13 protein-coding genes are annotated in these 16,529 nt (G+C 36.3%); 3 read left to right on the top strand and 10 right to left on the bottom strand.

Translation table 11 applies throughout. The features are described from left to right. Positions 1-30: 30 nt before the first annotated feature. From LX64_RS16415 to LX64_RS16465, 8 genes are all read right to left on the bottom strand, one after another. Entirely contained in the window at positions 31-1,335 is a 1,305-nt protein-coding gene (locus tag LX64_RS16415) for an RHS repeat domain-containing protein (protein ID WP_148707348.1), read from the bottom strand. 162 nt (positions 1,336-1,497) lie between these two features. After that, positions 1,498-2,265 (bottom strand): hypothetical protein, encoded by a 768-nt coding sequence (locus LX64_RS16420; RefSeq protein WP_111598774.1) that lies wholly within the window; start codon positions 2,263-2,265, stop codon positions 1,498-1,500. 692 nt (positions 2,266-2,957) lie between these two features. Beyond that, positions 2,958-3,428, bottom strand: a complete 471-nt coding sequence (locus LX64_RS16425) for a hypothetical protein (RefSeq protein ID WP_111598775.1) — start codon at positions 3,426-3,428, stop codon at positions 2,958-2,960. A gap of 219 nt (positions 3,429-3,647) precedes the next feature. Further along, positions 3,648-3,893: a DUF7660 family protein gene (locus LX64_RS16430; protein WP_148707349.1), complete on the bottom strand. Its 246-nt coding sequence runs from the start codon at positions 3,891-3,893 to the stop codon at positions 3,648-3,650. 479 nt (positions 3,894-4,372) lie between these two features. Next, complete coding sequence (locus LX64_RS16435; protein ID WP_111598777.1) at positions 4,373-4,627, bottom strand: hypothetical protein; 255 nt, start codon at positions 4,625-4,627, stop codon at positions 4,373-4,375. A 110-nt stretch (positions 4,628-4,737) separates the two neighbouring features. Continuing rightward, positions 4,738-5,283 (bottom strand): hypothetical protein, encoded by a 546-nt coding sequence (locus LX64_RS16440; RefSeq protein WP_148707350.1) that lies wholly within the window; start codon positions 5,281-5,283, stop codon positions 4,738-4,740. 762 nt (positions 5,284-6,045) lie between these two features. After that, positions 6,046-6,675, bottom strand: a complete 630-nt coding sequence (locus tag LX64_RS16460) for a hypothetical protein (protein ID WP_148707351.1) — start codon at positions 6,673-6,675, stop codon at positions 6,046-6,048. A gap of 352 nt (positions 6,676-7,027) precedes the next feature. Continuing rightward, positions 7,028-9,427 (bottom strand): outer membrane beta-barrel family protein, encoded by a 2,400-nt coding sequence (locus tag LX64_RS16465; protein ID WP_111598783.1) that lies wholly within the window; start codon positions 9,425-9,427, stop codon positions 7,028-7,030. Between the two features lie 129 nt (positions 9,428-9,556). Between LX64_RS16465 and LX64_RS16470 the strand changes: the two genes are divergently transcribed. Beyond that, the gene (locus LX64_RS16470; protein ID WP_111598784.1) at positions 9,557-11,233 is read left to right on the top strand and encodes a histidine kinase; all 1,677 of its coding nucleotides are present in this window, start codon (positions 9,557-9,559) and stop codon (positions 11,231-11,233) included. Beyond that, positions 11,230-11,928, top strand: coding sequence for a LytR/AlgR family response regulator transcription factor (locus LX64_RS16475; protein ID WP_111598785.1), 699 nt, complete (start codon positions 11,230-11,232; stop codon positions 11,926-11,928). The genes LX64_RS16470 and LX64_RS16475 overlap by 4 nt, the downstream gene beginning before the upstream one ends. Before the next feature lie 679 nt (positions 11,929-12,607). Here LX64_RS16475 and LX64_RS16480 read toward each other — a convergent pair. Together LX64_RS16480 and LX64_RS16485 are read right to left on the bottom strand one after the other, a co-directional pair. Further along, positions 12,608-13,360 carry a LytR/AlgR family response regulator transcription factor gene (locus LX64_RS16480; protein WP_211324832.1) on the bottom strand — a complete coding sequence of 251 codons (753 nt, stop codon included), beginning with the start codon at positions 13,358-13,360 and terminating at the stop codon, positions 12,608-12,610. 11 nt (positions 13,361-13,371) lie between these two features. Then, positions 13,372-15,294: a tetratricopeptide repeat-containing sensor histidine kinase gene (locus LX64_RS16485; RefSeq protein WP_211324833.1), complete on the bottom strand. Its 1,923-nt coding sequence runs from the start codon at positions 15,292-15,294 to the stop codon at positions 13,372-13,374. Positions 15,295-15,680: 386 nt separating this feature from the next. Here LX64_RS16485 and LX64_RS16495 point away from each other — a divergent pair, with 386 nt between their 5' ends. Further along, positions 15,681-16,523, top strand: a complete 843-nt coding sequence (locus LX64_RS16495) for a GLPGLI family protein (RefSeq protein ID WP_111598789.1) — start codon at positions 15,681-15,683, stop codon at positions 16,521-16,523. The last annotated feature ends 6 nt before the right edge of the window (positions 16,524-16,529 follow it).

Below are 16,529 nucleotides of genomic sequence, written 5' to 3' on the forward strand. Positions count from 1 at the left end.
TCTAATTACTTTTTCTTTTTTCCAGTTGATTTAAACTTTGTTGCCATGTTTTTTTGCTCTTTCAATTTCTGCAATTTCAGTTGCAGTCCATCCTTCTCTTTTTCCTATCTTCAATAACCAGTTTTGGGCTTCTATTTCGAGGCGAACTTTGACAATTTCACTTCCCATATATTCACTGCCATATTTCATTCTTTGAAAGTGATGAAATGCTTCTTCTAATATTTGAGGCCTAGAGACCATGTTCCCTACTAAGATACTGCCTTTTTCTCCCACATTTTCCATATATGTTGCTTGAGCCCCCATGCGTTTTAGATAGGCTTTATCATCCTCTGAAACTGCCTCAATAATTTTTACTCCATCATTTAGAGCTTTACGAATAATGCTATTCCCTTCAAAGTGAGACATTTTTACTGAGCCAAGTCCCTTGATCATATAAATATCAACAGCAAATGTGAGCCCCTGCCCTAGCGCATACCCAGCAGCCTCAGGCTCACCTGTTAATAGATTTATTCCCCAATTTTTTATTGCCCCAGGAATACTTGAAATAGTTTCTACGGGATGAGAAACGGCATGTACAACTGTGCCAAATTCTTTCGCCCTATCACTTTGCCTGTATTCTGAATAATTCCATGGATTCCTTTCTGCCCAATCAAGAGTCGCTTTAAGTACTCCTTTTAAATATGACACTGACTTTTTCGACGCTCCACGTAAATCTTCTAGCGATATATTCTTATACGCTTTCGCTGGTAATACAGGCTCTAAACCATTCCAATCAATAGCAGCAATTGGAGTATTTGCAGCGAATTGATATGGTGCTAAATCCGGATATTTTATTGATAATGGGTCAACACTAAAAAATTTCCCTATCCTCGGATCGTAAATCCTCATACCATAATCTTGTTGATTACCATCACCTTTCACCTCGTTATCATTCTCCTTCCCATTAAACCCATAACGATATCCACCTAGCCCATATACGCCTACATTCCCACTTCCATTTCCTGTTAATTCAGCACCATCACTAATATAAGCAATAAAATCATCATTTGTACCAGATTCAAACCCCTCTACAAATTCGATTAAGTTTGATGCGACATATTCTCTAGGAGTATTCCCAGTTCTGCTACTAACAGCTAATGTTGGAGGAATAGAAGCTCCACCCCCACTACCATTTCCACCTCCACTTAACAAAGCAGCTCCTCGTCCAGGTATTACCATACCAAATGGATAATAGTCTTGTGCACTATTTACAATTGGTAAATAGTAATTAATATTAACTCCATTTGCCGACACTTCCTTCTTACGGTCGTATAAGGTAGCAAGTACGTTACCCAAGTGATTGGAGAGCTCATATACCTTTCTTCCTCTTGAGAATATTGAGAAACTTCCAACACTTAATCAAGGTAGTGTCAATGTACTTCCCGGTGGAGGAGTTGCAACATTTAATGTATCATTGAAAACACCCAAGCGACTGCTTCTATAAATATGTAATTCTGTTTAAGATAATTGTCCGTTATTCAATAATGTATTCCCTTTTACATAAGTGCTCATTACATTACCTGTCGCATCACAGATATACCACGTTGCTATATTATTGATTTTCTTACTAATTCGGTTTCCAGCTGCATCATAGGTGTAAGTAATAATACCGTTTTTACTGTTAATAGAGGAAATCTTACCATATACATTCCATGTAATGGCAGAAACACTATCCTTATTATCTTTTATAAGGTTTCCAATTTCATCGTAGGCATAATTACCAGCAATTTGATCATCAATATCATTCGCATAATTTGATGGATCAACAACATCTCGTATATGATCCAAATTATTAGTCCCCGCTTTATAATGATAAGTCAAATTATCCATTGCCAATGGTCTATTACCAATTAACGTATTGCCATTTCTAATATACTTTAGGATATTACCATTAGGATCATATTGAATAGTTTCTTTAAAATCATTCAATGCAGGAAGTGATGTCCAAGTATTAATTGAAGTATTCAGCCCTCGATGCGCTTTCATTCCTGTAATCCTATTCAATACATCATATGAATAGGCAAATAACAAGGGTTCTCCAGCTCTATCATTATTTTGACTAATTGCGTCAATGTTTTCATTGAATAAAGGGCGGAAGTTTGCATTAATTGCTTCTGCGCTTGCAAACGGTTTTACACCCGTTCTGATCGGTGAATAATCTCTTTCTCCAAAATAGTGCAGGGCAAATCCAAATGCATCTCGCGCTACTAAGCTTCCATTCACCATAAAATGTGGATGTTAAAGCAATCTTAGTATCATTAATTGTTCCAAATACTAATGGATGCGATTCTAACTGGATTATACCAAGCCCTTTCATCATTCCATTGTCTCCACCCTTCAAATAAATTTGGAGTATGTAGCGTGATCGCGCCATAATTTGCAACATCTTCAGCTTGTCTTTTCTTGACTTGCGCTTGTCTTTGCACTCCAAACATAACATTCTACATCCATTCTTCTGCACCATCCAAGTATATCACTTGAATAGGAGTATTTCCCGCAAATTGATATGGGGTATACCATGGATCGACAATGCTAATCTCACTACAAACTACCGGCAGAAAATAGTTGGGGGGGAGAGGGAGGTATCCATTTGTAGTGTTGTTCTTATTTCATCCAAAATAGATAAATACTCAAAAATGTGTTCAAAGAATTTTCAATCCCCGGTACAAATAGGAGCGGACGCTTCTGAGAAATTAAAAGGCAACGATACAAATCGTTGCCTTTTTTGTTTTGTAACTCTTCGATACCTAAAAATGCATTAGTCTAGTGTCTTTAGAGGAAAATTTGTATGGACTAACTTATTTATACATCCCTTTTATCTGATTTACTTATTATAAAAGTAGGACGCTTAATAAATTAAAGCATATATCTATAACTATAAAAAAGCCACAGAAATATGCTTTAAAATTCCTACTTGATTAACCTGAAGATGTTGAATTACTTATATTGTAAAAATAAAAGAACATTAAAACCAAAATCGCCCCCCTTAACAACACATTTTCACTCAAATTATCATCTATTTCTAATAGAGTCGGATTTCTCTTACTAATTGCGTGCCCTACTAATTCTCCATTATCATATATTTTCATACTTCTCCATCTACTTTTAATAAAAATAAAATGATCTAATAAATCCAAGCTAAAACATGCGAGAAAAAAACCATTTATTTCCCCTCTATACCATAAGTCGGCCCCATCACGAATACGCACGTAAAATGCTGATCGTCCATAAGTAACTTGGTCCACTTTAAGAGTTATTATCTCATTTTTTTTTCCATCAAAAAATTCAAATATGTTTCCTCCTGTTTTTATACTATATAGCAACAAATTAGACTCTACAATAATTATAGAATAGTTTCCAAAGCCATTACTTTCAATTTTGTATTTCATATACTAATAATAAACACCCAATTTAACTTCACCTCCAATAAAAAATTTTGCTCCTAAATTCAAATCTACCCCATAAAAACTGGGTCAAAGTTAAGATTAGTACTTGCATTAGGCTTTATAGCAATTTTCAGCATAGGGTTAGTTCTTTTTAGAATAATTACCATAGGTAGTTACTGAAAGGTTTACTCCCAATTTAATATCATTAAAATTATGACCTCACTACTCATAGATAGATGAAGCAATTAACACTTTAGCAAATAATTGCCAAGAGGGTGTCATATCAATTTTGTGCATAGAATTTGGCTTAGAAGCCTCTAAAAAAGCTTTCATAGCATACAGAAAATCCTCAATACTTCTATTTTCCCAACTGTCAATATTTGTTTGAAAATCATTAATAAATAATGACAAAAACTTTACAAAGTCTTCTTTATTATTAATTCTATCAATAAAGTCTGTTACATCCATATTATCCTCGTTTTCTAGGTTTACGTATATCAATTGAAACTCCACTATTTGTCGTAGTAAATTTAAAAAGATCTTTTTTAGGTATATGATCCAATTTAAATCTAATTGCTTTCAGTACCTGTATTTTTCCTATTGTCAAAATCTGATTTAGTTAGTTTACCGTCACACTTGATATTTACCTGTTCTTCAACAGTCTTTGATATTAGAAATAGTAAACTGGCGAATACCCTGGATAGGACTATGGGCTTTAGCTGCGTGAGGCCAGCGATACCAACATCCTTAAAGATACTAAAATGATGAAGCGGCTTAATGAAATTATCTAACTCCCTGATATGGATAAAGAGTGTGTTTACTCCCTTTATGGATGCTATCCTTGCTAAATCTAAATTACCAACTATATTAAAATGATAAAACCCTGTCTGCGACCGGGTTTATCATTTTGTATTTACAATAACTTATTCTTTTGTTCATCATTTCCATCATAGTAAAGGTATTCCAAAGTCTGAATAGCTATTCCCGCAATTTTCTTCTTGAGGGAATAATTGCAATTCTCCCATTATATCTTCAGATTCTTCCAAAGGAATATCGAACCCTTGATATAGTGTAATTGCCACCTCTGTTGGTGTAGCCCCCTTTTTCTTTAATTTCAATAAGACATCCTGCTTTGCTAAAGCCGCAATATTAAGCGTTCTTAAATATTCATAAAACGCTTTTATGCTTGGATGTAAATTCATAAAGTATTATCAAAATTTATCGCGGTTTCTGATCCTTTTTTAAGTTTAATTTATTTCTCTAGGTTTACTATTAGGCAGATCAGAAACAACAAAAAATCCCACAATTTAAGTTAAAACCTTATTGGTAAATCATACTTGTAAGCAACTTTGGTACTTCCACATTGCGCTGGCACAAAGTTGGGAAAAGATAAAATAACCACTTTCATTTCCTTTTCTTGATTCGTTAATTCATTACTTTTCTTGTTGTTAATAGTTACCGAAATAACCTTCCCTTCTTCATTAATAATTATTTCCGCTAGAAATGTTCCAATAAAACCTTCGGAGGTATCCAATATCCTATAATGATGTAGTAAATAACTTGCTAATGCATTATCGCCGCCGGGAAATTCTGGTCTATTATCTAGATGTGTAAAGATCTGCTTATGTAGTGCAGAATCGTAAAAACTTGGGCAATGTTCCACTGTTTGCCTCGTAGCCGAATTAGAGCAAGAAGGCAAAACAAGTGAAGAAAGAACAGTGGTGAGTATCACAAAATTATTTTTCCTGTTCCACACGCTTCTTTTCTGGTTTAAACAAATATTTATTATTGTATTCATCAGCATGTTTAGCATTATCGATTTGTGTTTTCGTGTTGTCATATTTAGGGGATGCTCCATATCCATGCATTTGAAGAAAAATTTCGCGAAGTAAGTATTGAATCTGGTCAATTGTAAGTAGCACTAAATAACTGTTAATTAGCTTATTACCATTAATATAAAACATTGGCTACATCATTATGTTATACTTAATATTAGGATCGGTAAATGGAGTCGTTTTGTACGAAACTCCCCAACTCTTAATTAATTTTGTATCTGGTATTTTACTTGGAAACTTAACTGCAAGATTTGGCTCATCATGTTCAGGGCCTTGCGTATAATCAAAAGGATGTTCTAAACGTGCTGAGCGTAATAATTCGTGTACTGTATCAATCACAATCAATTGGCCTATAAATAGCAAATTGAAATGGAGTTAATTCAGTCCACCAATACCATATACTCCTATATTTCCACTTCCATTTCTTATTTGCTCAGTTTTGTGCCAGATTCAAATCCTACTGTAAATTCGATAAAGTTTGATGCGAAATACTCTTTAGGAGTATTCCCAGTTCTGCTACTAACTGTTAATGTTGGAGGAATCAAAGCTGCACCCCCACTATCATTTCCTCCAACATTTAACAAAGCAGTTCCTCGTCCTGGTATCACCATACCAAATGCATAATAGTCTTGTGCACTATTTACAATTGGTAAATATTAATTAATATTAACTCCATTTGCAGACACTTAATACATTAAAATGAAAATGCATTTCTACTTCTTTTCAATTAAATGCAATCACTAAAAATTGAATGCGTGTTGTTCTTGTTTGATAGCTATCCAATTCTACTCCAAATAAAATTTTTTTGAATGTTGCTTACCCCAACCATCCAATTCTTGAAATGGTGATTTTAAAAAAGTTTTAATACTAGGTAGACCCACTTTGCATTGAACCATAGTTTCAACTACAATTATTAACGGCTCTAAAGTCTCTGGACTATCTCCTGTAACATCAGAATATAAATTCATCATTCCAATTTCAATAGTATTATCAATAATACTTAATATAAACTCCGGTAATTCGCTATAAACTTTTCGAAGCTCTTCCAACTCATCTAGGGAAAAACTAGGATATTCGCTGACCGGATAATGATAATCAACTATTACATCAGAAAAATATTTTGTAGCAATACGCGCCCAATCATCAAGGTTAGTATCGGTAAACTTCCAAATATCATTTATAACTCTTTCTAATAATTCATTACAAACATTTTGATGTGCTAAAGCTACTTCCAAGCATCTCGCAGCATATGCAAGTCTTGCCCTAATTGATAGCTGTTTTAAAAAGTCTATTCTTATACTCTCCATTATTTGGTTCTTCCCTTCAATGTTATTGACAGTTTTGCATGTAGGATGTGGAATGTATGTTCTATTTTTAATGATAATTTCATTGTTGTATATTCTCGATTTTCCCATTTTGAACCATTTTTTTAGCGCCTGGTTATAGGCATCTATTTCTTTACAGTTAAATGTAGTTCTATCTTCATAAAAGTAGACTTGAAAAAATGCTGCTTTGTCAATATTTGAAAGCAGCATTTTCTATTTCATATCCAATAGGTTCATCATAAACGTCTAATTCAGAAACTGCTTAAAATACAACATCTAAAGTTAAAAACTTTGTTATAAAATTCTAGAATACTTTCGACACAACAATTCAAGCGCTTTGATTAAACTGACTTACTCTATCCTTCATTACCTACTTGCATAGCTGCATTCGACTACATGTTATTAAATTAATATCGCTATAATCGCATCTAAATAATCAATACTAATTCCTATTACCACTTTGTGCTTGCCGTGGTGCATCTTGTCCTTTGAATTTATACGCAACGCTTACACGGTACCTGGCAGCATTTGGATTACTCATTTGATAAAATGTATAGTTTGTACCGGTAACAGTTGTTCGAGTTTGCCGCGTATTAAACAAGTTTGTAACATCTATCACAATCGTCAACTTATCTTTCCACATGTTCTTACTAATCCCCATATCTAGCCATTGCATTGTTCGGTTTTTACTTTGCGCATTTTGTCGTGGGCCTGAATAGTTATAACGTGCTTGGAAAGCAAATTTTGCAGGTAATTTCCATTGGGCACTTGCTCTTCCTGTTAATATGTGGCCATTAAAATCAAAATCTTGCTGTTCGTACTTACCTGCTTGACTGAAAGTATAAATATTCAATTCTGTATTTAATTGCAATACTTTAATAGGGCTATAATTTATAGATAGTTCGAATCCTGTGCGCGTTTCCCGGTGAATATTGATGGGAGTGGTAATGAATACTTCTTGCTCATTGCGGTATGTATAATCCTGAATGGGCGATAAAGTATTTTGATAGTATATAGATGGATTGAAAGTAACCTTCTTCCAATTACGTAAGAACCCAAGTTCAAAAACATGCCCGAATGATGGGTTTAAACCGGGATTACCAACATATTGAGCATTCAAGTCTGTCAACTCATTGAATGGATACAACAACCACAAAGAAGGTCTATTTATTCGCTTACTATAACTTAACTGAAAGGCCGACCCTGTTTTAATTTCATAGTTTATATGCACAGAAGGGAACAAGCGACCGTAATTTTTGGTGCTATTGAAAGATTTCACCCTATCAGCAATATTTATATTTGATTGTTCAACTCTCAAACCCACCAAATACGACCAATGCTTATATTGTTGGTTAAACTGTGCATAAGCACTGCTAATAAATTCTTTGTAGGATAGTTTATTGTCGATATTATCGTATGTTTCCCATTCATTCCCACTTTTCTCTTCTGCTTTATAATCACTATTTACAACGCGGTGCTCTACTTTGGCGCCAAGGGTTAATTTACTGTTCTTGGCTATAGGATGAATATAGTCTGTTTGAAGTAGGAAGTCTCTACTATTCCCAGACGAGAAAGTGCGAATTGCCGATTGCGGAGTAATAACCGGCGCAATCATTCCTGTTTCCAGTACCCACTTTTTATTACTGTTCCAAAAGTCATATTGCATATCTACCGTCCATTTCCTGCCAGGTTGGGTAAATAATTTAGTGAAATTAAACTCTAGTTGGTTATAATCTCGTTTCTCCCAAGATTCTCCCCAACGTTTGATAGTACAGTCATTAGTCAAATGAGTATTAAGAAAATCATACTGGGCATTCGTTTTATCATGGTCTTTTGTAGCATTCTTCAAGTAAGCAACTGTGAATGTGTGCTTGTCATTCAAGTAGTAATCAGCACCTGTGTAAATCATCTGGCCATCATCGTGTCTCTTTTCACCACTTCGGTAGTTCATGTATGTATTAACACCTTTATTGTTAATGGTTTGATTGGAGAGATAATCACCTACATAATCGCTGTATCTCCAACCCAAGGTGGAAAATATATTAAGTTTGTTGGATTTAAAATTCAGGCTTGGCGCAATACGAGAATCGTTTGGCGAACCGGCTTGTAAGCGAACTTGGCCTGTGAAACCGCCTTTTTTGTTTTTCTTCAATACAATATTGATAATGCCGGCTGTACCTGAAGCATCGTAATTTGCAGATGGATTCGTTACAATTTCAATGCGTTCTACTTGATCGGCGGGAATTTGATCTAGTGCATTAGTTTGGGTTAAGCCTGAACGCCGACCATTTATGAGTACAATCACATTATTATTACCACGCAAACTAACACTTCCCGTTGGGCTTACAGTTACAGATGGCACATTATTCAATAAATCATTTACAGCGCCATTTTGTGAGAGAATATCCTTCCCTACTTCGAACACTTTTTTATCGAGTTGAAGGTTGATCGTTGATTTTTCACCGGCAACGGTTACTTCCTTGAGTTGCTTGGGATCTTCTTCTAACATCAATGTACCAATATCAAGGCGTGATGAAATGGATGAGATGGTAAATAGTTTTGTTATAGGGCGATAACCCATAAAACTACAAGTCAGCAAATATTTTCCACCTAGCGGCACATCATACGTAATAAAATCACCATTTTCATTGGTTATTCCGCCAGCAATCATTTTCCCGGTACTATCTTGTATTGTAAAAGTGACATAAGGCATGGGAGCATGGGTATTTTGTTGTTTCAAATTACCTGAAAGAGTACCCATTTTTTTAGTAAGGGGAAGATTTTGTTGTGCATGCATTTTACAGCAAAGCAATAAACAGAGGGAAAATAATAGTAGTTTCATAGATCGTGTATTAAAAATCTATTGCAAGAATAAGCTGCCATTTGCGAAGAGCGTAACTCAAACATGCCAACTGCTCTATAGCCTTCTGAACAGCTCGCTTTGCAAATAAGAACCTATTAACTTTACTGTATGCATAGGATTATACTTTTCTTGATATATATCTTTACCCTTACCGCATGTAATACGCGCCATGTAGCCATCTTTGAGGATCCGAAATTCAATACGGGAGATAATATGCCATGGGCTTCCAAGGAATATGTAGACAGTAACTGGCGGAGTATTCGAGGCAATACCGGGTCACAAATATTCTGGCTCCGCGCACACTGTAAATTAACGGAGCCGGGAGAAATTGAAGAGCAATTGGGTATCAATGTATATGGCTTTGGCTCGTTCGAAATTTACTGGGATGGTGCGTTAATTGGCAAAAACGGGCAAGTACAAACAAGTACACAACCCGAAATCCCGGGCACAGAAAGTAGTTCGTATCTCATACCTATGGAGTTGGCTACCCAAGGACCACACCTTATTGCGATGCGGATAACACAAGCCAATTCAAATGATTACGATCGTGAGATTAAGTTTAAAATCAGCCCTTATAAAGAGCTAATTGCATCACCGCTCAACTGGTTATCCATCATGAATATGACGGCTGGTGTTTTCTTGGTGGCAGCCATTTACTTTTTATTCTTATTTATTAATAGTAGCAGCAAGGACAAGGCTTTGTTAATATTTTGTATTATATGCTTTCTATTTTTTGCGTTGCAAGTCTCCGAGTATATAAAATTCTATATAACAATTCCTTACTCATATTTTTATACACGATTAGAAATTATCGGGATTATTACATTCATCATCTCTCTCTTGATTCCGCTCTACCTAGCCATCCAGTTTCAAATTAAATGGAAATGGCCTATGATGAGCATTCTATCGCTAACACTGTTGGCTATTTACATGGATAATTATGGTCATTACGATATGACAGCTTGGTATCTAAGCTTAGCCATGTGGATTGTTGCCCTAATTATTGTTAGTTATGCTGTATACAAAAAAGAAAATGGAGCTGTTATAGTATTAATAGGCTTATTAAGCCGGCTATTGATTAACTATGTACTTTATTATGATGCAAGTTTATTTATCAGCTTCAATGTTGTGATACTATGCATGTTATATTTACAAACCATTAAACTCCGAGAAGCTGAGCAGGCCCATCAACAAAACATAGCAACTTCAAACCGGTTAAAGAATTCCTTATTAAAGAAGAACATCCAACCACATTTCATCAAAAATACACTTACGTCTTTGATAGACTGGATTGAAGAATCACCGAAAGAGGGAGCCATATTTGTACAGGCACTCTCCTCTGAATTTGATATTCTCAATCAAATATCAGATGAAACATTGGTGCCTATTCAACAAGAAATTGCCTTATGTGAGGCTCACTTGAAGGTAATGCATTTCCGTAAGGAAATTCATTATCAATGGTCTACGTCGGGGATAGATCCATCAACTAATATTCCGCCGGCCATTATTCATACCTTGCTTGAAAATGGGATTACGCATAGTATGCCTTTGGAGGATGGTAATATTCGCTTTCATTTGGCATATGAGCAGCATCCCGGTTGGCATCAATTTACATTATCTACTTTTGCAAAGAATCGTCCTACTACAGGCGATCGAAAAGAAAGTACAGGTTTTCAATATGTGAAATCTCGCCTTACTGAAAGTTACCAACAACATTGGACATTCCATTCCGCAGCTACCACAACAGGTTGGGAAAACATCATCAAAATCTATCATCATACATGAAACTACTCATTATAGAAGACGAAGCTCGTATTGCAAAACGTATAGAACGGATGAGCCGCGCGTTTTTCGGTACTCAATTACAATCACTTGCTATCATCGATTCATTACAAGAGGGTATTACCTACATTGAACAGCATGCAATTGACGTGCTTTTATTAGACTTAAACTTGAACGGAGAGAATGGTTTTACTATATTAGAATCTGTTGTGTCCCGGGGTTTTCATACGATTATTATTTCGGCCAATACGGATAGAGCGATTACGGCATTTACTTATGGCGTATTGGATTTTGTACCTAAACCTTTTGATCAAAATAGGCTAGCACAAGCCTTTTTACGGATTTCTCAACCGAGTAATGCGCTGCAAAAAAACACAAAATACTTGGCTATTCGGAAAAATGGAAACATTGCTTTGATTGATGTAGATGATATCTTGTACATTAAAGGTGCAGGCATCTACTCCGAATTATATCTTAAAAATGGAAAGCAAGAACTACATGATAAAACATTGGAGAAACTTGCGCAATTATTGCCAGGGAATTTCGAGCGTATTCACAAGTCGTATATTGTACCCATCTCCCAAATTCAACAATTACTTGTTCAACCAGGAAGTAAATATGATGCTGTATTAAAAACCGGGGAGATTATTCCAATTGGGCGTACACGGTACCATTTCTTGAAGGAGAGATTATTGTAATACAAAGAAGTTTTGCTGTAAACAATGGTAAATACATATATCCAACCATACCGAAAAAACAAGTTCTGATAGTAGGTTACTATTAAAAATAGCATTCAACCTTATGTATTGTAAAAGTCAATCCAATCACTAATAATCGCCCACAAAAGAAATAAACCAAGCACTACAATCAATCCAATAGCGATTACTAACCTTGAAAGCAAGGTAGAAAAGTCTGCTTTTTTTGCCCTCCAAATAATCATGGGTATAAAGATCAATATTCCTACCAAGAAACAAATTAATAGGAAAGATATGATCGCTTCACCACTTATTGATGTAATGATGATTGAACGTTCCAAAACTGCATATTTTGAATATAATTGAAGTATTGATTAACTATCGTTCAATCTAATTGTCTATACTCCTCAATGTATCTCCTTCTTTAACGCTAGCACGCTAGTGATATGAATAAGCTATCTCCTCTGAAAAACAGCATTGGGAATTTGCCAAAACAAATTGCTTGCTATGTAAGTGCCATTTACTTCAATGCCTTTAACACAATATAATGCGAACTTTTGAATACTTTTTATATTTATACATGGATAAAAAAGGCATTGACCCAAGTCAATGCCTCTCCTGTTGCGTTACCAGTTAGTAAAACGGCGAAAATGATTGGGGTTAACTATTTTCCCTTTTTGTTCTATGCAATGTTGTCTAAATACTTCAACACTTCTTCTTTCTTACGACTCGATACCGGTATGCGTTCATCGTTTTGCATCTGAAGATAGCCTTCGCGGAAATATTTCTTTACGTATTGGAAATTAACCAAGTACGATTGTTGGCAGCGTAAAAAACCAAAAGGTGCTAATGTACTTTCATACTCTATCAAACCTTTAGACACCAAAATATCACGCCCATCTTTCAAATAAAATGTAGTGTAACCTTTATCGCTTTTACAATACACAATATCATCCACCGGCACCACCTCAATGTATTCTACACTTTTCAAAGCAATTCGGCGAGAACCTGCAATACCTTGTGAAAGGTAGGATTGGCGAGCGATCTCCAATTGCTGCCGATCAAAAAGATCTTGCTTTTTGTGATGATAGCATTTGTCGAGCATCGAAGCCAAAGTTACTTCGCAAATTGGTTTCAATAAATACCCAAATGCGCCCATATTTAAGGCTTGTATAGCGTACTGATCGTATGCTGTTAAAAAAATTACCTGCAAGTCTTCATGACCAATTTCCTCAAATAATTGAAAACTATCACCATCTTTTAGCCGTATATCGGCTAAGATGAGATCAGGTTTTAATGTGGGAATTTCCTTGGCTGCTTTCGCAACCGCTGGCGAATTACCCACGACTTGTACATATGATATTTGCTCTACCACTTGAAGCAAATGTTGTAGTATCCGTACTTCATCTTCCAAAATGTAAACTTTCATCCGCATAATTGCTCTATTTAATCTTTGATCTCTGGAATGATTATATCTACACGAACGCCATGTGAACCGGCGCCCGACTTATTTACAACATCGAAACGAGCTTCCTGTCCACGCGAACGGAAGAGTGCTTCTAGTCTTTCTTTTAGAATAACAACTGCCAATGATTGCTTTTTCTGTGTATTCTGCACCTTTTCCGAAATGCCTTTCCCGTTATCATCGACTTGTATACGGAGTTGTTGACCTTCTTTCTTGAATACAATTGTAAGTTTTCCTTTGTATGAGATATTCCTAAACCCATGTTCAATCGCATTCTCAGCAAAAGGTTGCAAGAGCATTGGCGGAATAAGGGTGATTTCGGGATCTACTTCATCCTCTACCTTTACTTCATAATCAAATAGTCCCTCAAAGCGCATTTGTTGCAAACTGAGGTAGTTCTCCAATGAAGCAATCTCTTCATCTAAACTGATATACTCTTTGCGGTTTTGCTCTAAAATGTTGCGTAACAAACTGGAAAATGCTGATAAATACCTAACTGACTCTTTCGTATCGCCAGTAGCAATTAGGCTTTGTAAATTAGCAATGGAGTTAAAAATAAAATGCGGGTTTAGTTGTGCTTGTAATAACTTTTGCTCTATATGCAAACGGTTATTTTCTGATTCTAATAACTTGTTACGTTCTGTCAAGCGGTATTGACGATGTACGCTGTAAAAGATCAATAGCACACCCAAAAACACCAAAGCGCCTAAAATCAATGACCAACGTTGTTGCACAATCACCCTTTCATTCAATTCATTACGATTGCTCAGCTCTTCAATGTCCCTGTCCTTTTTTTCCGCCTCGTATTTCTCACTAATTTCCGCCACTTTCACGGCCTCAATCTGTTTCATATTATTGATTTCCAAAGAATATGCAGAATCCATGGCTATCATGGCATCACCGTAGGCACCTTTCATCGTATACGCCTCAACTAGACCTTTGTAATAGACAGGACTAAGCTTATGAAACCGGTTTTCCTTAGTATGCTTAATCGCCGCCTTAAAATAATAGATGGCAGAATCGGGTTGATTGTTTTTCATGAAACTTGTGGCGATATTATTGTAGGCCACATCATTCACTTCATTATGACGAATTAAATAATCCAAATAGATACGGCTATACTGAAGGGTTTTAGCATACTTCCCTTCCATAGCGTAAATCTGCGCTTCGCTATCGAAGGTGCGGGCTATGGCGGTGCTGTCGCCTATGAGGGAGGCAAGTTCACGGGCTCCATCATTATACATTTTCATTTTTTTGAAATCTTCTAAGCGCGAAGCTAGCAAGAATGATATATCGTAGAACCGTTGCCGAATGACAGGATTCGATTTGAAGGGATGGTTTTCGTAGTATTTTTCCGCGTATTCAAGTGATTTTTTCTCGTTGTGATTTTGATAGTAGGCTTTTGCTACCAAATCATAGAAACGGTAAGTGAGCCGACTTTTAGACAATTCAGCTTCCTGTAATGCCCTTAATAACTTATCCATCAGCGGACCTTCAACCAGCATACCATTGCTAGCATTAATCGCAAATATCCCATTACGCTGCAATAACGTTATCTCTCCGTCACCCGACATAAGTTCATATTCGGTTTGGGCACTATCAAGCTTCTTATCCAATACAAACGTTCTAGCTCGGAAGTAATGGTGAAAAGGGGTTTCGGTTCCTGAAGCACGTAGCATACTATCCTCGCGGAAAATGGCCGTTCTATAATCGTCGGTTGAAAGCGTATCCAACGAAACAATAAATCCAATATAATCAGTCCTTGGGGCTATATAGCGTTCATTAGGCGCTTCTGTTTTTTTGGTGTTTTGCTGGTTTCCACACGACACTACCAGCAGCATGATATATAACCAACATGCCGCTATAACAGCTCTTGCGAAACTATTTGATAAGCGAAAAATCATAATAAAATTAAAGTGTTCTCTTTTAGGCCCCAGAAATTTGCTAAATAATCTATTAAATGTAACCCAGTATTTCGGTCATGCTTTGATGGTTCCATATTTGGTGTTTTTCGGTCGATATTCGTAGGTCTTACATGCATATTTGAAAGGTCAATTATGGGCTATCAAATATGGCCTCAAATGTATCAAATATCGGTTGTTCATCCTCAAATATCGATTCCTTACTGAAGCTTATACATAATAGGACGAATTTAGTTCTATCAACAACCGAATGACCCATCCTTCGCACCTACATAAAGCGCTAATGTATGAAACATTTGTTGTTAGCACCCACGTACAGTAGGCAGATGAAGCAGGTGGCATTCTGAAAACCATCAATATTGAAGAACATGCGTAAATGTGTAAACTTATTCGTTGCTACGCTCATTGTGTGCGGGCTCTATTCTTTTACCAATTTTAGCCCCGCAGAGCCACCTTCTGGCGCTATTTATTACCAATTTAAACATATGCGCGACACCACCAATACCAGTCGTATTTGGCGCGAAGATTTTGTATTGGTTTTCAACTCGCAAAAAAGTTTATATAGCAGCCGTACCAAGCAAATCCAAGATTCTGCCCACCAAGCAGCATTAGAAGCTGCCATGAAAGCTAACTCCGAAGTCATCAACTTAGGTGTATTTATGCCAACTACCGGCGAAAAAATCCAGCTTTCGGAAGAAGCCAATAACGTACTTGTGCAAAGGACATTTCAACATACAAACTACCAAATCAAAGAAAGTTTGGAAAAAATTGACTGGAAAATTATGCCGGCAACCAAGGAAATACATGGATATACATGTCAACAAGCAATCGGTGCATGTAAAGGTCGTATTTATACAGCTTGGTTTACAACTGATATCCCAGCCAGCTTTGGTCCATGGAAATTACATGGTTTACCTGGGCTTATCTTAGAAGCCTACGATACCGATAAGCGCATTCACTTTACATGTACTAACATACTTTTAGGGAATAGCTTACCAAAGAACGCAACGGTAGAATTGCCATCCGACGCAGTGGCAACTACCTACAACGAATACAACCGCATGGAAAAAACTTACCGTGATGGCATGAGCGCTAACACGAGTTTTTCTAATGACGACGCAACAGTGGAAAAAATTACGGTGAATGGTTCCTCAGCGATGCCAAATAAGAAGCAACCTACGATTAACTATCCCCTTGAATTAACAAACTAAACCTGC

Source organism: Chitinophaga skermanii, from assembly GCF_003259335.1.
Taxonomy (GTDB): domain Bacteria; phylum Bacteroidota; class Bacteroidia; order Chitinophagales; family Chitinophagaceae; genus Chitinophaga; species Chitinophaga skermanii.

Bases quoted from the DNA above. Each gene is read 5' to 3' on its own strand.
- LX64_RS16475 (WP_111598785.1), top strand. From the start codon at position 11,230: ATGAAACTACTCATTATAGAAGACGAAGCTCGTATTGCAAAACGTATA.
- LX64_RS16460 (WP_148707351.1), bottom strand. From the start codon at position 6,675: ATGGGAAAATCGAGAATATACAACAATGAAATTATCATTAAAAATAGA.
- LX64_RS16440 (WP_148707350.1), bottom strand. From the start codon at position 5,283: ATGGAGCATCCCCTAAATATGACAACACGAAAACACAAATCGATAATG.
- LX64_RS16425 (WP_111598775.1), bottom strand. From the start codon at position 3,428: ATGAAATACAAAATTGAAAGTAATGGCTTTGGAAACTATTCTATAATT.
- LX64_RS16430 (WP_148707349.1), bottom strand. From the start codon at position 3,893: ATGGATGTAACAGACTTTATTGATAGAATTAATAATAAAGAAGACTTT.
- LX64_RS16495 (WP_111598789.1), top strand. From the start codon at position 15,681: ATGCGTAAATGTGTAAACTTATTCGTTGCTACGCTCATTGTGTGCGGG.
- LX64_RS16485 (WP_211324833.1), bottom strand. From the start codon at position 15,294: ATGATTTTTCGCTTATCAAATAGTTTCGCAAGAGCTGTTATAGCGGCA.
- LX64_RS16435 (WP_111598777.1), bottom strand. From the start codon at position 4,627: ATGAATTTACATCCAAGCATAAAAGCGTTTTATGAATATTTAAGAACG.
- LX64_RS16465 (WP_111598783.1), bottom strand. From the start codon at position 9,427: ATGAAACTACTATTATTTTCCCTCTGTTTATTGCTTTGCTGTAAAATG.
- LX64_RS16470 (WP_111598784.1), top strand. From the start codon at position 9,557: ATGCATAGGATTATACTTTTCTTGATATATATCTTTACCCTTACCGCA.
- LX64_RS16420 (WP_111598774.1), bottom strand. From the start codon at position 2,265: ATGGTGAATGGAAGCTTAGTAGCGCGAGATGCATTTGGATTTGCCCTG.
- LX64_RS16480 (WP_211324832.1), bottom strand. From the start codon at position 13,360: ATGCGGATGAAAGTTTACATTTTGGAAGATGAAGTACGGATACTACAA.